Raw genomic sequence first — 17,369 nt, forward strand, 5'->3', positions numbered from 1 at the left:
CCATGGAACAGACGAGCACGCAGAAGACGCGCCTTCCTCTGGTGGGCGAGACGAGATCCAACAAGGCCGACATCGACATCGAGGCGGAGCTCCGCGCGTTCGAGGAGGCCGAGCGCGAGCGGCTCGGGCTCAAGGCCGAGCGCCGCCAGTGGGTCGACAACATGCTCAAGCCGAAGATGACGAAGAAGGAGCGCGAGAACGTGACGCTCCTCATCAGCGGCCTCACCGCCGCGCAGGACTTCCTGTGCGAGGGCGCGCTGAAGGGCCTCGGCTACAACGTCCACTACTTCGGGATGAGCGACAACGCCGGGCTCCAGACGGGCAAGGAGTTCGGCAACCGCGGGCAGTGCAACCCGACGTACTTCACCGTGGGCGGCCTGGTGAAGTACCTCATCGATCTGCGCGACAAGCAGGGGATGTCGACCGAGGACATCATCAAGAACTACGTGTTCCTGACCGCGGGCGCGTGCGGCCCGTGTCGCTTCGGCATGTACGTGACCGAGTACCGGAAGGCGCTCCGCGACGCCGGCTTCGACGGCTTCCGGGTGATGCTGTTCCAGCAGACGGGCGGCCTCTCCCAGGCGACGGGCGACGACGTCGGCCTCGAGATGAACCCTGCGTTCTTCATCGCGATCATCAAGGCGATCGTCTGCGGCGACACGCTGAACGCGCTCGGCTACCGCATCCGGCCTTACGAGATCGAGCCCGGCGCGACGAACCGCGCGATGGAGAGCGCGAAGCGCATCCTCTACAAGGCGCTCTTCGAGCAGACGAACGTCTTCCGCGCGCTCTACGAGGCGCGCAAGGAGTTCGAGGCCGTCAAGGTGGACAAGCTCCGCCCCAAGGCGAAGACGTCGATCATCGGCGAGTTCTGGGCGATGACGACCGAGGGCGACGGCAACTACGCCCTCCAGAGGTTCCTGGAGAGCGAGGGCGGCGAGAACGACATCCAGCTCACGACCGCGTGGCTGCTCTACAACATCTGGGAGTGCGCCCGCGACACCCGCGAGCGGCGCGATCTGCGCGGCGCCGACGAGGGCAATTACGGCCTCGCCGGCCTCGACGAGTTCGGCGTGGCCAAGCGCCTCGCGACGATGCGCCTCGCCGAGGGGGCGCTGCGCGTCGGCTTCCAGGCGTTCGCGCTGCCGCTCGGCCTCTTCGACTACCACCTCCCCGACATGGAGCTCGTGGCGGACGTGGCGAAGGACTACTACTCGAACGACCTCCGCGGCGGCGAGGGGCACATGGAGGTCGGCAAGCTCATCGTGAACGCCGTGAAGTCGAAGGCGCACGTCACGGTGAGCGTGAAGCCGTTCGGGTGCATGCCCTCGTCGGGCGTCTCCGACGGCGTCCAGTCGCTGATCACCTCGCGCTACCCCGGGACGATCTTCTGCGCGGTGGAGACGAGCGGCGACGGCGCGACGAACTTCTACTCGCGCATCCAGATGTACATGTTCAAGGCGCGCATCCTGGCCGAGCAGGAGCTCGCGCGCGCCTACGAGGAGGCGGGCGTCACGGAGGCCGAGGTGCGCGCGTTCCTCGAGAAGAACCCGAAGTACGCGAGCCCGCTCCACCACGCGCCGCACCGGGTCGCCGGGTCGGCCGCCAACCTCGTCTACGAGGTGGCGCCGCTCATCAAGCAGTCGGCCGCCGAGCGCGCCGTGGTGAAGGCCAGGGCCGCGGCGGGGGCGCTCCGCGACGCGGTGAAGGCCGCCCCGGCCAGGGCCATGGCGGCGAAGGAGTTCCTCACCGACCCCGAGACGCTCACCCGGGCGCGCGAGGACGTCGCGCTGGCCCGCGACCTCCTCGCCGGCAAGGCCGCCGAGCGCTTCAGCCCGCTGGTGAAGCGCCTGGCCGGCAAGGCGTACTTCGAGAACAACCCCGAGGTGCGCCACACGGCGTACAGCGACGAGCCCATCGCCGCCGAGTGAGGCGGTCGCCGGGGGGTCGCGCGGCGGCCCCCTGGCCTCGCCGACGTCCCTCCGGCCGGGCGACGGTCCTCACCGACGAAAGCTCATCCCGTCCCTGGCGCGAACCACTCGAGCGCGTCGCGCGCCATCTCCGGGGGCACCGTGTGCGGCCCCGCGAACTCCTTGTAGCGCAGATCGTAGCCCGCGCGCCGGATGAGCGGCGCGAGGCGGCGGCTGCACGGGTCGATGCGCAGCACCTGGTCCTGCGTGCCGTGCGAGACGAAGATGCGCGGGCTGCCGCGCTGCTCGGCGGGGGCCATGAAGCCCGGCGAGAACGCGATCACGTGGGTGAACAGATCGCCGTTGGTGAGCCCGAGCGACAGCGCGTAGGACGCCCCGTCGGAGAAGCCGCCGATCGCGACCCTCGCCGCGTCGACCGCCGCGTCGCGGAAGAGCTGGTGGAGCGCGCGGTCCAGGAAGGCGACGTCGGGGCCGTACCTGTCGTCGGCGATGATGTCCCATGTCGCGTGGCGGGAGTCCGGCGCGAGCAGCAGCAGGCCTGCCGCGTCCGCCAGGTCCTTCAGCAGCGCGATGCCGTGGTGCGCGTTGCCCCCGGCCCCGTGCAGCAGGACCGCCAGCGGGGCCGGGCGGTCGGCCCGGTAGCCCGCCGGGACGTAGAGCAGCCCGTCGCGCCGCGGGGCCAGCCCGAGCGGCGCAAGCCCGGGCGAGAGCCCGTCCCCCGGCGTCTTCCGGGGCCGCGCGCTCAGGCGCGAAGGGTCGTTCTTCTCGTCGCCGGCGTTCATTCCCTGGTCCTCCCGCGGGGGCCCGGGCGCGCCCGCGGTCGCCTGACCGCGCCCGCATCCGAAGAGCCCCGCCGCGACGCCAGCACTCCCCATGCCCAGCAGGCGGCGCCGCCCGAGCGGCGGCTTCGGGCCTTGCGCGCCGCGGCCGTCAGCTCGCCGCCTTCTGCTCATAGTACTCGTTGATGTGCTGATAGACCTCCTCCGGGAACTCGAGGTCCTTGTAGACATTGCCCTCGTCGGGGTCGTCGGGGTTCGGGATGATCGGGAACTCCTGCTGCCGCTGCCACTCCAGGATGCGGTCGCGCCGCGGCGGGCTGTAGCCGCGCCGCTCGACCTGCATCGCGAGCGACCGGGCCTCCTCGGCGCCCCCCTCGGGATCGCGGCTGAGCCAGTCGATGAGCTCGTCGCGATCGAGGAAGTGGTGGGCGATCATCGCGAACACGAGGCGGCCGTAGCGCCCGATCGATTCGCCGCGCTCGAGCGCGCCGAGCAGGTGAGCCATCATGTGATTCTTGCGCAGGGCCTCGACAGCCATGGATCCTCCTCTGAACGTCAGATCACGGGGTGTCACTGCCTCCATGCAGCGCGCATACCAGCGCCGGCCACCACGGCTGCACGCGTGAGCAGAGGCGATGTGACCGGGCGCTCGTGGCAAAACGCATCATGTCGAGGGCGCCTGTCACAGCGGGCCCAGGCAGGGCGAGGCGCCGGGCCCGACGGCGCGCGGGCGGGCCGGCCGGCGGGCGGCCCGGCTGCGGCATTTCCGCGGCGAACAGCGGGGATCCACGCGGGTCGCGACGCGCGCGCGAAGTTCTGCTAGACATCGGCCGCCATGACCGAACTGCGCTCGTTGTCCCCGGATGCTCTCGCCTCGCTCAAGAAAGAGCTCGAGGCCCGTTATGATGCCTTCGTAGCCCGCGGGCTCAAGCTCGACATGACGCGCGGCAAGCCGTCGTCCGAGCAGCTCGATCTCGCGAACGGCATGCTCGCCCTGCCCGGCGCGAAGGACCTCGTCGCCTCGGACGGCTCGGATACGCGCAACTACGGCGGCCTCGACGGCCTGCCGGAGATGAAGGCCATCTTCGCCGAGATGCTCGAGGTGCCCGCGGCGCAGGTCATCGTCGGCGGGAACAGCAGCCTGACGATGATGCACGACGCGGTGGTCCGCGCGCTCATCCACGGCGTGCCCGACGGGAGCGGCGCCTGGGCGAAGCAGCCGAAGGTCAAGTTCCTCTGCCCGAGCCCCGGCTACGATCGCCACTTCGCGATCTGCGAGCACCACGGCATCGAGATGATCACGGTCGATCTGAGCGACGCCGGCCCGGACATGGCGCAGGTCGAGCGGCTCGTCGCCGAGGACGCGTCCATCAAGGGCATGTGGTGCGTCCCCAAGTACAGCAACCCGACCGGCACCACGTACGCTCCCGAGGTCGTCCGCCGGCTCGCGAGCATGAAGACCGCGGCCGCGGATTTCCGTCTCTTCTGGGACAACGCCTACGCGGTCCACGACCTCTACGCCGAGGGCGACCGGCTCGCGGACATCGTGTCGGCGTGCCAGGCCGCGGGCAACCCCAACCGGCCGATCGTCTTCGCGTCGACGTCGAAGATCTCGTTCGCCGGCAGCGGCATCGCGGCGATGGCGTCGAGCCCCGCGAACGTGGCCGACGCGAAGAAGCACCTCGGCATCCAGACCATCGGCCCGGACAAGGTGAACCAGCTCCGGCACGTCCGATTCTTCAAGGATTACAAGGGCTTGCTCAGCCACATGCAGCGGCACGCCGAGCTCTTGCGGCCCAAGTTCGAGGCGGTGACGAGCATCTTCGAGCGCGAGCTCGGCGGCAAGGGCATCGCCACCTGGACCTCGCCGCGCGGCGGCTACTTCGTCAGCCTCGACACCCCGGACGGCTGCGCCAAGGAGGTTGTGCGCCTGGCCGACAAGGCGGGCGTGAAGCTCACCGGCGCCGGCGCGACGTACCCGTACGGCCGCGATCCGCGCGACCGCAACATCCGGATCGCGCCGTCGATGCCGCCGCTCGATCAGATCCGGATCGCGATGGAGGTCGTCGCGATCTGTGTCCAGCTCGCGAGCGCGCGCAAGCTCGCTGGCTGAATCACGCCACGAGCCAGGCGCCATGAGCCTGGCTCCTGGGGGCGGTCGGCTCGCATTGCGAGCGAACCACGCATTGCGATCGCACCACGCATTGCGAGCGATAGACCGCCGTGCCACGCTCGGCGCTTCCTCATCTGGAGCGCCTTCCCATGCAGTCACTCACCCCCGAAGGTCAGCGGAGAGTTTCCGATCTGTCACAGCGCTATTTCGTCAGCACCGACGCGGTGATGACGCTGCTGCAGGCGCTCGTGAACGGTCATGGAACGATGGCGCAGTTCTACCACCCCGAGCTCGGCGGCTCGGGGCAGTGGATGCAGGGCGGCATGACCATGATCGGCGACATGTTCAACAGCGGGCTCAAGGCCAAGGTGGAGGGCCTGTGCTCCGAGCTGTCCAGTCTGCTGGCGAGCCAGCCCTTCGCCTCGGCGCCCGCGAGCCAACAGTCCCAGACGCAGGGTGGGCAGCAGCAGCAGCAAGGTGGCAGTGGCGGCTTCGGCAGCTCTCCGGTCAGCCTGTTCGTCCCGGCGTCGGGAGGGGGCTCGGGGAGCTGGTGGCCCGGTGATCTCGGCGTGCCGAGCTCGACCGGGTCGCAGAACGACATCCGGTATGCTTATTTCCCCGGCGCGCGGCGTCTGGCGGTCGACGTCAACGGCCGCGTCAGCGTCTATGACACGCTCGACCACCAGATCAGCGGCGTGTCGCAGCAGCAGGGGTCGGGGGCGTCGGTCACGTTCACAAGCCAGTACGGTGTGGTGAGCGTGCAGAGCTTGCCGATCATCTCCGGCGACGCGGCCGGTCAGCAGGCGCCTGCGGCCGCGCCGGCGCAGGCCGGGGCCGCCCCGGCCCGCGCGTCGTCGGCCCAGGAGGCGGATATCTTCGCTGCCATCGAGCGGCTCGCGGATCTACGGCAGAAGGGGATCATCACCGAGCAGGAGTTTGCTGCGAAGAAGACGGATCTCCTGAGCAGGCTCTGATCGCGAGGTCGCGCGGAACGCCGGCGTCAACCGGGTCGACAGGGGATCAGGAGATTCAACGCAAAGGCGCAAAGGCGCAAAGGCGCAAGGAGAGAGGATCAGGCCTCCTTCATCTCTCTTGTTTTTTTGCGCCTTTGCGTTAAATCTCGCTTCCTATCAATTCACGATGCCCGTGGCTCAACAGGCCCCCCCGGAGCCATCACCGCTCACGGCCCATGGCACACCGCCTCGATGTTGTGCCCATCCGGATCGAGCACGAAGGCGCCATAATAGTTCGGGTGGTACTCCGGCCGGACCCCCGGAGGACCGTTGTCGACGCCCCCCGCCGCCAGCGCGGCCTCGTAAAAGGCGTCGACGTCGGCCCGCGTCTTCGCGACGAAGGCGACATGCAGCCTGCCCTGCAGGCCAGCGCCCGTGCCGATCCAGAAATCCGGCTTGCCAGGGGGCCCCAGGCCAGCATGGCTGCCCGCGCCGCCGGTCATCTCGGGCGTGATCTCCATCACGAGCCCGTAACCAAGAGGAGCCAGGGCCGCCAGGTAGAAGGCCTTGCTTCGCGCAAAGTCCGAAACGGGAAAGCCGATGTGGTCGAGCATGCGCGCCATCATCGCGCAGCCGGTCACGCGCTGGCCTGGAAAATGACGCAGCCGCCAGCCCGCGGCGCTGCCGCCACCTACCTCGCGGGTCGCACGCCCTCGCGCTCGAGACGGCGGAGGACCTCCTCGAGCGCCTCCTGGGTGATGAGCCCCACGTGCCGGAACGCCTCCCTCCCCTCCGGGTCGAGGATCACGACGCTCGGCACGTGGTGCAGCCCGGCGAAGGGCCCCTCGCCCGCGATCGTCGGGGCGTCCGCGAGCGCCACCGGGTACGGGAGCTTGAGCGTGGCGACGAACGCCTCGATCAACGGCCGGTTCTCGCTCGCCTCGAGGACGAGCAGCGCCGCGTTGATCCGCGGCGTGTGATCGCGGAACAGCCCGGCGAGGAACCGCGCCTCCGCCTGCGACGCCACGTCGTACGTCGCGACGAACCCTATCACGCTGAACCTGCCCGCGAGCGACGCCGTGGAGAGCTCGCGCCCGTCGAGCGTCTCGTACGAGAAGGCCCGCACCGGGCCGCGCGCCGGGACCTCGGCGGCCGCCGGCGGGCCCGCCGCGGGCTCCCGGACCGCGTCGCCGCCGCCCCCGCAACCGACCGCGAGCAGGACCAGCGGCACGACGAGCGGCGCGAGCGGCCTCATGGCAGCGGATCCCCCTCCAGGTGCGCGTCGAACAGATCCGCGCAGAGCTGCAGCGACGGCGGCAGCTCTGCGCCCTTTCGCTGCTGCGCGAGGATCGCGTGGCACAGCTCCTCGATCACCATCTTGATCGGCGTCGCCTCGAGGTGCGCGCCGTCGAGCACCATGCCGGGACCGGGCGCCTCCTCGGCGCGGACGATCGGGTCGTGCCGCGCCCACGCGATGCCGTCCTCGGGGAGATAGCGGCACCAGAGCACCCGCACGAAGCGCAGGTAGAGCGGCGTCACGAGCGCCACCACCCGGTCGCCCCCCGCGGCGATCCCGCGCAGCGCGAAGCCGCCGACGGGACCCGACGCGCGCTCCCCCTCCCCGATCGCGACCTCGATCCGCTCGCGGCGCGCCGCGTCGCTCTCGACCGACAGCAGCGGCGCGTAGATCGCGACGGGCGGCACCGGCAGCTTGGGCGCGTCCTCCGCGAGCACGTCGAGCCACGCGTCGCGCGCCTCGGGGCCGAGCTCCCCGTACACGTGGGCCGCGGCGATGGCGGCCTCCGCGTCGGTCGCGAGCGCGGCGAGCCACTCCCGCCACGCCGCGAGGATGCGCGGATCGAGCAGCGCGCCCGACGCCGCGGGCAGGCCCTGCGCCGCGCCCTCGTGGACGACGGGGTCCAGCGCGGACTCCTGGGTGAGATCGACCGAGCTCGGGTCGCGGCGCTCCGTCATGCCTCCCTCAGCGTGTCGCGCCGCGGCGCCGCACCCCGACGTCCCGCTCCAGATCGAGCAGCAGCTCGGCGAACTCGTCGCCCCGCCCCTGCGGCGCCGCGAGCGTGAGCTCCCCGCCGCGGTCGGCGAGCAGCAGCGCGACCCCATCGCTCGCCTCGACGATGCCCTTCACGAACACGACGTCCGCCGGGTGGACCACGATGTCTTGCACGAGCATCCCGGCGCTCGCCTCCTCTATCGAGAGGGGGCCGCGGGCAGGCCCGAGCGCCGCCGAGGACCGCTCGCCGGCCGGTGACGCGGAGGCGATGCGCGTTGAATTGCTGTCGCGCCGGCGCATGAGACGGCGGAGCTAAGCACCGCTCGCCGGAGGGATCCAGCGGGCACACCGGTCGGCGGCGGCCGGGGATGTCCGGCGCCCGCCCCGCGTCAAGAGGCCGCGATCCCCCCGCGATCCGCGGCCCCCGAGCTGCTCTCGAGGAGACCGAAGCGCTTCGCGAGATCGTCGGGCCGCTCACCTTCGAGGGCGCGGAGCTCGTGGGCGCGCTCGATGGGCACCACGACGAAGCGCCACGGCGTCGCCGCGAGCTCGGCCCCCTCGATGCACCGGGCGACGTGCGCCGCGTTGAGGGCCGCGCTGATCGTCGTCTCGAGGACGCCCTCGTAGAAGGCGGACAGCTCGACCGATCCGGACTCGACCGGCGGCCGCACGAAGCAGGCGACGCGCGGGGGATTCACGCAAAAATCCGCGGCCAGCCGACCCATCCCGAGCTCGGCGAGCGCCTGGTCGAGCGCGCCGACGGCGAGCAGCACCGGCGCCTTGTCGAGCGCGGCCGCCCCCGCCTCGACCACCGTGTGCTCCGCAACGCCCGCGATCTTGCGGCCGACGCCGCGGCCGAGCTCGCGCGCGGCGCCCTGACCCACGCGCGCGAGCAGCGCGGCGACCTGGTCCCACGCGAGCGGGAACATGGCGCCGAGCGGGCCGCTCAGCCGGCCGCGCTCGCGCTCGTGGCGGATCGTCGCCGGGCGCTCGTGCTCGTCGTGCTCGAGCGGGACGCGGTGCACCGTCATGAACACGCGGCGCACGGGCGCGCGCGCGAACTGGACGTAGACGTCCTGCGCCCCGTGGAGGAAGTGGAAGCGGAACGCGAACCGGTCCGTCGCGCCCGGCGGCTGCTGCGCGAGCGCGCGGAACCGGCCGAGGAACGCCTCGACCCGCGTGCAGGGGGCGATGTCCTGGAAGAAGTTCCGCCCGACCACGCGCTCCGACGGCAGGCGGCTCATGCGCTGCTCGTAGCGGTTGTACAGCAGCACGACGCCCTCCTCGTCGAGCACGATGAAGCCGTACGGGAGGTCGTCGACCTCCTGCGCCGTCATCTCGGCGAGGCGCTCCACGCTGGCGGGGAGCGGCTCCTTCAGGCCCTCCGGCACCTCATCGATCGTCGAACCCTGCGTCATACCCTGGGTCATCGCTCGACTCCTTCGAACAGGACGCTCGCCCAGCCGACCTGCTCGACGAGGCGCGTGAGGCCGCCGAGGACCTCGCGGATGCGGCGGCGCTGGAAGCGCGCGGGGACCTTCTCCGCGGCCGCGTCGAAGAAGGCGACGATCCATGCGGCGACCGCCTGGGGGATCGCCGAGCGGGCGCGATCGATCTGGGCGACGGAGACGATCGCGTCGCCGCTGATCGCGAACGCGTCGAGCGCGCTGTGGTGCTCGCGCGCCGTGATCCAGGACGCCGCGAGCAGGCGCGCCGTCATCGGCGGGCCGAGCCAGGCGCGCGCGTAGGCGGTGCAGGCGTTCACCACCGCGGCGGCGAGGGCCACGTCGGTCGCGTCGTCCGAGGGGAACGGCGGGGGGCTCTGGCTCTCGCGCTCGCCGCGCTGCGCGCCGCTCGCCTCGCTCGCGACGACCTCGAAGGTGGCGCCCCGCCAGTCGCCGAGCGCGACGAGCGCGTCGGTCCACTGCTCCGAGGGCCAGACGCCGTCGGCGCGCGCGTGGACGGGCCGCCCCGCGTCCACCGTCACCTCGGCGCGCAGCGCGCCGGCGCGCACGCGGATGAAGCAGCTCCGGCTGCGCGACGCGAGCGAGGCGAGGAGCCCGTCGAGCCCCACGTCGTCGAGCTCGCCGCGCAGGATGACGCGGCTCCGCTGCCGCTCGGCCTGCGCCGCGAGCCGCTGCACCTGCGCGGCGAGCACCGCGCCCGGGACGTCGTCCGCGAGCGCGCCCGAGAGCTCCGCCATGGAGAAGATCGCGCGCGAGGAGCTGACGCCGATCACGGGCGGCGGGCCGTCGAGCACCGCGCGCAGCGAGCGGGCGATGTCCAGGAGCGCCGCGGGGCTCTGCGCGCACGCGACGGCCGCGTCGACCCGCAGCGCGTCCGGCGGCGGGCGGCTCGGCGAGAGCTCGCAGGTGACCACCCGCATGCGGGCCTCGCGGAGCGCCGACGCGACGCGATGAGCGAAGGGCGTTGCCGGCGCGGAGGAGACGACGATGTCGAACATGGCAAGACGGACTCTAGGAGCACGGCCATTCTTCGTCAAATATCATAAACAAAGATTATACAAACAGCCAGCTCCGGGGCGGCATGAAATCATCCGGAAATTGAGGTACGTGTGCCGCACATTGTGTATGAAATATCACTGAATCTGCTCCGACGGCTCAGGTGCAACAAAGATTGTACAGAGTTGATGCGCGCCGGGAGGCCGCCTGCGGGGCCGGCAGAGCGCGGGCCGGCTGCTGTCCGGGCCGGGAGGGAGCGGCCGCCGCGGTCGTCGGCGGGCGGGCTCTGGAGAGCGCAGCGCGCCCGCACGGAGGCCCGCGCGGTGCGCCGCGCGGGGCGAAAACGCCGCGAGGGGCGCTACACTCCCGCCGATGTCAGCCCCCCGATCCTGCAGCGAGCGAATGGCCGGGCGCCTCGAGGCGTGCCCGGCGCCGCAGCCGAAGAGCGCCGTCGACGAGGACGAGCGCGAGCACGACGAGCGCGATGAGCACGACGACAGCAAGCTGCTCGACCTGCCGCCGCTCGGGCACGACGAGGAGGAGGAGGGCGACGAGAGCTTCGAGGAGCTCCTGCAGACGCTCGACGACGCGGAGGGCGGGCTCGACGACGTGAACGCGAGCGACCTCGAGGTCGACGTCGAGATCGCCGAGGACGAGGGCGGGGCCGGCGGCGACGACGCCGCGGAAGAGGGCGTCGACGTGGGCGCGCTCCACGAGGGGATCGAGGACGCCGACGCGGGCTCGTGGCTGTCCGACGAGGCGACCGGGCACGAGGGCGACGATCACGACGACGTCGACGAGCACGGCGGGGCGCACGGCGACGACGGCGGCGCCGAGGGGACCGGGGAAGACCCGTCGGACGACGTGAACGAGGGCGAGCTGCCGGCGCTCGACGCGGATCAGGACGGCGCGTACGAGGGCGAGGACCTGCTCGAGGAGCTGCCCGATCTCGCGGACGATCAGGCCCCGGTCTGGGACGCGCTGCCGTGGGTCGTCGTCGAGGGCGCCGGCGCGGCCGTGCCGTGCAGCACGCTCGCGGTGGCCGGCGGCCACGTCGTCGCCGGGGGCGCGGGCGCCGAGCCGGGGCTGACGGGCGAGCCGGCCGCGCGATCGGGCGGTCGCGCGCGGCGCGCGGACCGGACGGGGGGTGATCGCGGGACGGTGCTCGTCGTCGACGCGGGGGCGCTCGCGGCGCGACGCGCGGGGGTCGACGCGTCGGCGTCGTCGATCGCGCTGTCGGACGCCGCGCTGCTCATCGCCACGCGCCGGGGCAACCTGCTGCTGAGCGACGACCGGGGGAAGACGGCGAGCCCGCTGGGCGCGTGGGGGTCGGGCGGCGCGCCGGTGACGCTGGCGATGACGCCGGGGCGGCTCTGGGTGCTGTCCGGCAAGACGCTGTGGTCGCCCGCGGCGGGCGCGGTGGTGGTGCCGCCGGAGGCCGGCTCCGCGGTGACGCCGGGGCCTTCGCGGCGCGAGGCGTCACCGTCGCGGGGGGCGCTGTCGCTGTCGCTCGGGCCCGCGCTGCGCGACGGCGTGCTCCGGATGAGCGCGAGCGAGGGGGTGATCGTGGCGCTCACGAGCACGCCGGCGGGGCCGCAGCTCGAGCGGCTCCGCGGCGACGACGAGGGCTCGCCGGCGGTGCCGCTGTCGGGCGCGGCCCGGCGCGCGGCGGAGGCCGTCGACGGGCGGCTCGCGGCGGCGGCGGGGGGGCGGTCGGTCGCGCTGGCGGGGGCGGGGCTCCTGTGCGTGTCGCGCGACGGGGGCGAGAACTTCCGCGTGATCGAGGGGCTGCCGCTGGTGCTCGCGCTGGCGTTCGCGGGGGACCACCGGGGGTCGCCGCTGCTCGCGCTCGTGGCGCGCGAGGGCGAGCCGAAGGCGCAGCTCGTCCATGTGCCGGCGAGCGCGGCGCCCACGCTCGTGGCCGAGATCGAGGCGACGGGGCACGCCGAGGAGGACGCGGCGGGGGGAGCGCGGGCGGCGATCGCCTGGGATGCGTCGCGCGAGGTCGTGTGGGTGGCGTGCTCGGCGGGGCTCGTCGCGCTCACCAGGCAGCGCAAGCACTAGAACGACGATCACGTTGATCGAGCGAGAAATGAACCGCCAAGACGCCGAGGACGCCAAGAAGAAGACAATGGCTTGGCGTCCTCGGCGTCTTGGCGGTTCCAAGTTCTGCTCGTTTCAGGCGGATTCAACCCGTTCATCGCTGTAGGACGGCGCGCCACGCCACAGGGGGTTCCGAGGGGCCCGGCCGCCGGCGGTGAGAGCTGGGCGGCGGGAGCTCAGCCTTCGACGAACGCCGCGTGGAGCTGGCGCTGCGCGGCGGCGACGTCGGCGGCGTCGGCGGCGTCGACGAGCGCGCCGAGGCGCAGCGGGCCGGCGACCGTGAAGCGAGGCACGACGCCGGAGCGCTCGAGGACGTCCAGGAAACGGGCGAGCGGCTCGGCGGTGGCGGTGAGGCCGTCGCCGACGACGCTCACGGACGCGAGGCCCTCGACGAGCTCCAGGGACGGCGCGAGCGCGGTGAGCTGACGCTTCGCGCCCTGCCAGTCGGGCACGTTGAGCAGCGGGAGGACGAAGGCGCCGCCGCCGGGGCCGAAGGAGAGATCGCGGAAGCTCACCCCGAGCTCGCCCGCGGCGCGAAGGAGCGCGTCGAGCCGGTGACCGCCAGGGACACGCGCGAGGACGACGTTGCCCTCGGCGACGATCGCGCGCGCCGCGATCGTCGGAGGCGCCGTGCCGGAGGCGAAGCGGCGCACGACGGTCTCGCGCGCGCCGGGGCCGGCGTCGAAGGTCGAGCGGGCGTAAAGGGCCACGCCGGAGCGGCGCGCCCACTCGACCGCCTGGGCGCAGACCACCTTGGCGCCGCACTCGGCCATCTCCTGGAGGACGGCGCAGTCGAGCTCGGGAAGGTGACGGGCGTCCGGGACGACACGGGGGTCGGCCGAGTACACGCCGTCGACGTCGCTGTAGATCTCGCAGCGCTCGGCGCGCAGGGCGGCCGCGAGCGCCACCGCGGTCGTGTCGGAGCCGCCGCGGCCGAGCGTCGTGATCTCGCGGCGGTAGCTCATGCCCTGGTAGCCGGCGACGATCACGATGCGGCCGCGGGCGAGCTCGTCCTCGATGCGGAACGGGCGGACCTCGATGATGCGCGCGTCGAAGTGGCGATCGTTCGTGAGGATGCCGGACTGGGAGCCGGTGAACGAGATCGCCTCGAAGCCGCGGGCCTGGATCGCGATCGAGAGCAGCGCCATCGAGACGCGCTCGCCCGTCGAGAGCAGCATGTCGAGCTCGCGCCGGGGAGGATCCGAGGCCGCGCCGCCCGCGCCGCCTGCGCCGGCGACCTGCCGGGCAAGCGCGAGCAGGCCGTCGGTCGTCTTGCCCATCGCGCTGACCACGACGACGACGTCGTTGCCAGCGCGCTTCGCGGCCACGACGCGATCGGCGACCTTGCCGATCCTGTCGACGTCGGCGACGGACGACCCGCCATACTTCTGCACGATGATCGGGCGGCCCGCCCTCGCGGGCGAGGCGCCCGGCTCGCACGGCGAGCCCCCAGGCTTACCGCGGTTCGACAGCTCGTCGGCCATGCTGCACCTCCAAGGCTGCGCGCGCTGCGCAGGGGATCCGGCTATCACGAGCGCAGCGCGCGGGCCAAGCGTGCGGCAGCGCGCGGGCCAAGCGTGCGGCAGCGCGCGGCAGCGCGCGGCAGCGCGCGGCGACGCGGCGGCCACCGGCGCGCGGCGACGCGGCGGCCACCGGCGCGCGGCGAGCCGGGCCGCGGAGGGGAGGCTCAGCTGACGTCGGCGTGCAGCAGCATCTCGTAGAGCTCCGCCTCGGCGTCGCGCCCCTCGTCGCGCGCCCTCGCGGCGAGCCGCGCGAGCACGTCGCGCCGGCGCGGCGCGATCTCCTGCCGGACCGCGTCGTCCCCCTCCTCCATGCGCGCCGAGAGCAGGGCGAGGAGGTCCAGATCGCGGCCGAGCCGGGCGAGCACGTCGGCGAGCGCCATCGCCACGCCGTGGTCGGTCGGATCGGCGCGGACGCGATCGGCGAGCCGATCGGCGAGGAGCTCGTCGTCGAAGCCCCCGCGCGCGAGCGGCGACTGCCCCTCCGCGAGCGTGACGCTGGGCGGGACGGGCGCGGTCAGCTCGGTGGACGTGTCCGCGTTGTCGAGCGTGGGCATCTCCTCGATCAACAGCCCGGCGTCGACCGGCGTGGGGGCCACCGGCGGCCGGGGGACGACGGGCGCGACGGCCGGCGCCGAGGCGATCTCCACGGGCTCGGGCGGGAGCGTGCGCCGGCGCGGCGCGGGGACGTGGACCTCGATCCGCTGCTCCGTCGCGCGGGGGCGCGGGGGCGCAGGGCCGGGCGCGGCGCCGACCGACGGCGCGGCAGCGCGCGGCGCGAGCTCGCCCGAGACGCGGCGGAACGAGGCGAGGATGCCCGGATCGCGCGGCCGGAGGCGCAGCGCGAGGCCGAGGTGGCGCTGCGCCGCGAGGAGATCGCCGCGCGACTGCTCCTCGATCTCGGCGGCCTCGGCGAGCATGGCCGCGACGGCGGCCGGGCCGCCGCCGAGCGGCGCGCCGCGGCCCCGGGCCGAGCCGACGTCGTCGGCGCCGCGGCCCTGGAGCGCGAGCTCCACCGCGTCGCGCAGCCGCCCGAGCGCGACCGACGCGCCGCCGAGATCGCCGAGCTCCGCGCACCAGCGGCCCTCGAGGAGGCGCGCCTCGAGCGCCTCCGGCGCGCCGGGCGCGATCGCCCGCGCGCGGGCGACCGCCGCCGGGAGGTCGCCGGCGATCTCCGCGAGGCCGCGGGCGAGCTCCAGATCGAGCGCGCTGGCGGGCGCGCCGCTGCGCGCGGCGAGCGCGCGCGCGCGGGCGAGGAGGTCGAGCGCGCGCCTCCCCTCCCCGGCCGCGCGCAGCGAGCGCGCGAGGCCCGCGACGGCGTCGGGGCTCTCGGGCGCGTAACGGAGCGCCCGCTCGAAGAGCGCCCGCGCGTCGGCGGCGTGGCCGCGCGCGAGGACCATCTCGGCGGCCCTGCGGTAGACGGCGTGGCGCGCGTCGGGGCCGCGCGCGGAGGCCTCGAGGTGCTCGGCGTCGGCGAGCGCGCCCCGCACGTCGGCGACGTCGAGCCGCGCCTCGAGCCGCGCCCAGCGCAGCGACTCGAGCCCGGGCGCGCGCGCGACGCCGAGGTTCAGCGCGTCGAGGCGCACGTCGAACGTGTCCGCGAGCCGCGCGGCGCGGAGCCACGCGAGCGCCGCGAGCGGGCCGTAGGGCTCGGCGTGCGCGGCGCGCGCGAGCGCCGAGAAGGCGCCGTCGCGGTCGCCGACCGCCTCGAGGAGCGCGCCGCCGAGCAGGCCGGCGTCCACGGCGGGCATGGCCTCGACGACCGTGGAGAGCGCGCCCTCGGCGCGCTCGCCGATGACGAGGTCGAGCCAGGCGAGGCGCGAGGAGATCTCGGGGTGCCGCGGGGCGCGCTCCAGCGCGGAGAGGTAGGCGTGGCGCGCCTCGTCGAGCCCGCCCGCGAGCGCGAGCTCGTCGGCGGCGCCCGCGAGCTCGGCCACCTCGAGCGCCCGGAGCGCCCGATCGCTCAGCGCGGGCGGCATCTCGCCGAGCGCGCCCTCGGCGCGGAAGCGGCCCGCCTCGGCGGCCGTCGCTGTCCACTGCACCCCGGCCACCGCGGGGGCCCTCGCGCCCGCCGCGGGGAGGAGCACGCGGACGATCCGCTCGACCGCGGCGTCCAGCACGACGGCGCCCTCGACGAGGCGCCCGTGCGCGCCCGCGATCAGCGAGAGCGCGCGGAGCGCGAGCGCGTGCGGCGGCGCCTCGAGCCCGACGCCGCGGGCGCGCTCCGGCAGGAGCCTCAGCGCGCGCTCCGCCGGCGCGACGGCGACGTCGAACGCGAGCGCCGCCTCGCCCGACCGCAGCGCGACGAGCGCGCCGTCCTCGATCGGCGCGATGAGCAGCTGCGGGGTGCCCTCGCCGAAGAAGCCGCGGAGCCGCGGCGCGGCCCAGGCGGTGAGGTCGGTCCCCTGCGCCTCGACGGCGATCTGGGCGAGCTGGCCGCGGCGGTGCCGGAAACGCGCGACGCCGCCGGAGAGATCGACGGGGAACCGGACGCCGGCGAGCCGCACGACGAGCTCGGTCACGCGGAGCGGGCCGAGCGCGAACGGCTCGCCGAGCTCGATCGCGAGCGCGCCCTTGCTGACGGCGAGCCGGAGGACAGGGCGGTCGTCGGGCGGACGCGGGGCCGCACCGCCGCCGGGCGCGAGCGCGCGGAGCGACGGCGGCAGGCCCAGCGCGCGCGCCGACCTGCCGCGCCTCTGTCCAGCAGCCATACCCGCCAAGGCTATCAACCCTGCGGCAATTCAGGCGAGTTCACGGCAACCGCTGCGCGGGCGGTCAGGGCGGCCGGGCTGCGCCGCGCGCCCGGCGGCGCGCTCCTGCGGAACGCCGCCCGGCGGGCTCACGCGGCGAGCGCCGGCGGCGGCGCGGCGAGCGGCGCCTGCGGGCGGGTCAGACGTCGCCCTTGGCGAGCTTGTCCTTCATCTTCTGGAGGAGGACCGGGAACCCGTCCTTCTTGATGATCTTCGTGAACTGCGCGCGGTAGCTCCCCACCAGGCTGACGCCCTCGGTCACGATGTCCCGCACGAGCCAGGTGCCCCCCTTCTGGGAGAGCTTGAAGGCGATCTCGACCGGCTCCTCGCGCGCGTCCTTCTTCGAGACGGCCCGGGTCTTGACCGTGATGACGCCGCCGCTCTCGCTCTCGCCCGTGTACTCGACGTTGAAGTCGAGCGTCTTCTTCAGGTTGCGCTCGTAGGCCTTGCGCACGAGCTGCTTGAGCAGGTCGGTGAACTGCTTCTTCTCGGCGTCGGTCCTCGCGGCCCACTCGCTGCCGAGCGAGCTCTCCGCCAGCGCCGAGTAGTCGAGCATCTCGTCGAAGACCGCGCCGACCTTCTTCTGGCTCTCGCCCCCGCCCTGCTTCAGGAGGTCGAACAGGGCCGTCTGCTTGGCCTTGACGACGTCGGTCGCCGGGCCGGCGTTCGCGAGGCCCACCGGGCCGAGCGTGAGCGCGAGCAGCGAGAACGTCGCCGCGAAGAGGTGGTTCATCCTGCGTGTCACGT

General features: G+C 73.7%; 15 protein-coding genes. 4 read left to right on the plus strand and 11 right to left on the minus strand.

Features of this window, described 5'->3' with window-relative positions; genetic code table 11:
* Nucleotides 1–2 precede the first annotated feature (2 nt).
* The gene (locus WMF24_RS32905; protein WP_437731390.1) at nucleotides 3–1,931 is read left to right on the plus strand and encodes a 2-hydroxyglutaryl-CoA dehydratase; all 1,929 of its coding nucleotides are present in this window, start codon (nucleotides 3–5) and stop codon (nucleotides 1,929–1,931) included.
* 83 nt (nucleotides 1,932–2,014) lie between these two features.
* On the opposite strand, the gene WMF24_RS32910 is transcribed toward WMF24_RS32905, so the two are convergent.
* A complete protein-coding gene (locus WMF24_RS32910; protein ID WP_437731391.1) occupies nucleotides 2,015–2,713 on the minus strand; it encodes an alpha/beta hydrolase in 699 nt (232 codons plus the stop codon).
* A 148-nt stretch (nucleotides 2,714–2,861) separates the two neighbouring features.
* The gene (locus WMF24_RS32915; protein WP_437731392.1) at nucleotides 2,862–3,248 is read right to left on the minus strand and encodes a hypothetical protein; all 387 of its coding nucleotides are present in this window, start codon (nucleotides 3,246–3,248) and stop codon (nucleotides 2,862–2,864) included.
* Between the two features lie 297 nt (nucleotides 3,249–3,545).
* Between WMF24_RS32915 and WMF24_RS32920 the strand changes: the two genes are divergently transcribed.
* Nucleotides 3,546–4,823: an aminotransferase class I/II-fold pyridoxal phosphate-dependent enzyme gene (locus tag WMF24_RS32920; RefSeq protein ID WP_437731393.1), complete on the plus strand. Its 1,278-nt coding sequence runs from the start codon at nucleotides 3,546–3,548 to the stop codon at nucleotides 4,821–4,823.
* Nucleotides 4,824–4,972: 149 nt separating this feature from the next.
* Nucleotides 4,973–5,797, plus strand: coding sequence for an SHOCT domain-containing protein (locus WMF24_RS32925; RefSeq protein WP_437731394.1), 825 nt, complete (start codon nucleotides 4,973–4,975; stop codon nucleotides 5,795–5,797).
* Between the two features lie 206 nt (nucleotides 5,798–6,003).
* Here the strand turns inward: WMF24_RS32925 and WMF24_RS32930 are convergent, their stop codons facing one another.
* The 6 genes from WMF24_RS32930 to WMF24_RS32955 all read right to left on the minus strand — a co-directional run bounded on the left by WMF24_RS32930 (nucleotide 6,004) and on the right by WMF24_RS32955 (nucleotide 10,251).
* A complete protein-coding gene (locus WMF24_RS32930) occupies nucleotides 6,004–6,390 on the minus strand; it encodes a VOC family protein (RefSeq protein WP_437731395.1) in 387 nt (128 codons plus the stop codon).
* Nucleotides 6,391–6,467: 77 nt separating this feature from the next.
* Nucleotides 6,468–7,031, minus strand: coding sequence for a TlpA family protein disulfide reductase (locus tag WMF24_RS32935; RefSeq protein ID WP_437731396.1), 564 nt, complete (start codon nucleotides 7,029–7,031; stop codon nucleotides 6,468–6,470).
* Nucleotides 7,028–7,750 (minus strand): hypothetical protein, encoded by a 723-nt coding sequence (locus tag WMF24_RS32940; RefSeq protein WP_437731397.1) that lies wholly within the window; start codon nucleotides 7,748–7,750, stop codon nucleotides 7,028–7,030. The genes WMF24_RS32935 and WMF24_RS32940 overlap by 4 nt, the downstream gene beginning before the upstream one ends.
* A gap of 7 nt (nucleotides 7,751–7,757) precedes the next feature.
* Nucleotides 7,758–8,087: a hypothetical protein gene (locus tag WMF24_RS32945; RefSeq protein WP_437731398.1), complete on the minus strand. Its 330-nt coding sequence runs from the start codon at nucleotides 8,085–8,087 to the stop codon at nucleotides 7,758–7,760.
* An 89-nt stretch (nucleotides 8,088–8,176) separates the two neighbouring features.
* Nucleotides 8,177–9,217: a PAS domain-containing protein gene (locus WMF24_RS32950; RefSeq protein ID WP_437731399.1), complete on the minus strand. Its 1,041-nt coding sequence runs from the start codon at nucleotides 9,215–9,217 to the stop codon at nucleotides 8,177–8,179.
* On the minus strand, nucleotides 9,214–10,251 hold the full coding sequence (locus WMF24_RS32955) for a DUF4388 domain-containing protein (RefSeq protein WP_437731400.1): 1,038 nt from the start codon (nucleotides 10,249–10,251) through the stop codon (nucleotides 9,214–9,216). Before WMF24_RS32955 ends, WMF24_RS32950 begins: the two co-directional genes overlap by 4 nt.
* Nucleotides 10,252–10,621: 370 nt before the next feature.
* Here WMF24_RS32955 and WMF24_RS32960 point away from each other — a divergent pair, with 370 nt between their 5' ends.
* Nucleotides 10,622–12,313: a hypothetical protein gene (locus WMF24_RS32960; protein WP_437731401.1), complete on the plus strand. Its 1,692-nt coding sequence runs from the start codon at nucleotides 10,622–10,624 to the stop codon at nucleotides 12,311–12,313.
* Nucleotides 12,314–12,528: 215 nt separating this feature from the next.
* Here the strand turns inward: WMF24_RS32960 and WMF24_RS32965 are convergent, their stop codons facing one another.
* The 3 genes from WMF24_RS32965 to WMF24_RS32975 all read right to left on the minus strand — a co-directional run bounded on the left by WMF24_RS32965 (nucleotide 12,529) and on the right by WMF24_RS32975 (nucleotide 17,367).
* Nucleotides 12,529–13,836 carry an aspartate kinase gene (locus tag WMF24_RS32965; RefSeq protein ID WP_437731402.1) on the minus strand — a complete coding sequence of 436 codons (1,308 nt, stop codon included), beginning with the start codon at nucleotides 13,834–13,836 and terminating at the stop codon, nucleotides 12,529–12,531.
* Between the two features lie 203 nt (nucleotides 13,837–14,039).
* Nucleotides 14,040–16,583 (minus strand): tetratricopeptide repeat protein, encoded by a 2,544-nt coding sequence (locus WMF24_RS32970; RefSeq protein ID WP_437731403.1) that lies wholly within the window; start codon nucleotides 16,581–16,583, stop codon nucleotides 14,040–14,042.
* A gap of 178 nt (nucleotides 16,584–16,761) precedes the next feature.
* Nucleotides 16,762–17,367, minus strand: a complete 606-nt coding sequence (locus WMF24_RS32975) for an MlaC/ttg2D family ABC transporter substrate-binding protein (RefSeq protein ID WP_437731404.1) — start codon at nucleotides 17,365–17,367, stop codon at nucleotides 16,762–16,764.
* Between the last annotated feature and the right edge of the window lie 2 nt (nucleotides 17,368–17,369).

The organism is Sorangium sp. So ce1335 (assembly GCF_051521615.1).
GTDB lineage: Bacteria > Myxococcota_A > Polyangia > Polyangiales > Polyangiaceae > Sorangium.

Bases quoted from the DNA above. Each gene is read 5' to 3' on its own strand.
- WMF24_RS32940 (WP_437731397.1), bottom strand. From the start codon at position 7,750: ATGACGGAGCGCCGCGACCCGAGCTCGGTCGATCTCACCCAGGAGTCC.
- WMF24_RS32955 (WP_437731400.1), bottom strand. From the start codon at position 10,251: ATGTTCGACATCGTCGTCTCCTCCGCGCCGGCAACGCCCTTCGCTCAT.
- WMF24_RS32930 (WP_437731395.1), bottom strand. From the start codon at position 6,390: ATGCTCGACCACATCGGCTTTCCCGTTTCGGACTTTGCGCGAAGCAAG.
- WMF24_RS32925 (WP_437731394.1), top strand. From the start codon at position 4,973: ATGCAGTCACTCACCCCCGAAGGTCAGCGGAGAGTTTCCGATCTGTCA.
- WMF24_RS32915 (WP_437731392.1), bottom strand. From the start codon at position 3,248: ATGGCTGTCGAGGCCCTGCGCAAGAATCACATGATGGCTCACCTGCTC.
- WMF24_RS32960 (WP_437731401.1), top strand. From the start codon at position 10,622: ATGTCAGCCCCCCGATCCTGCAGCGAGCGAATGGCCGGGCGCCTCGAG.
- WMF24_RS32935 (WP_437731396.1), bottom strand. From the start codon at position 7,031: ATGAGGCCGCTCGCGCCGCTCGTCGTGCCGCTGGTCCTGCTCGCGGTC.
- WMF24_RS32920 (WP_437731393.1), top strand. From the start codon at position 3,546: ATGACCGAACTGCGCTCGTTGTCCCCGGATGCTCTCGCCTCGCTCAAG.
- WMF24_RS32905 (WP_437731390.1), top strand. From the start codon at position 3: ATGGAACAGACGAGCACGCAGAAGACGCGCCTTCCTCTGGTGGGCGAG.
- WMF24_RS32950 (WP_437731399.1), bottom strand. From the start codon at position 9,217: ATGACCCAGGGTATGACGCAGGGTTCGACGATCGATGAGGTGCCGGAG.
- WMF24_RS32965 (WP_437731402.1), bottom strand. From the start codon at position 13,836: ATGGCCGACGAGCTGTCGAACCGCGGTAAGCCTGGGGGCTCGCCGTGC.
- WMF24_RS32910 (WP_437731391.1), bottom strand. From the start codon at position 2,713: ATGAACGCCGGCGACGAGAAGAACGACCCTTCGCGCCTGAGCGCGCGG.
- WMF24_RS32945 (WP_437731398.1), bottom strand. From the start codon at position 8,087: ATGCGCCGGCGCGACAGCAATTCAACGCGCATCGCCTCCGCGTCACCG.
- WMF24_RS32970 (WP_437731403.1), bottom strand. From the start codon at position 16,583: ATGGCTGCTGGACAGAGGCGCGGCAGGTCGGCGCGCGCGCTGGGCCTG.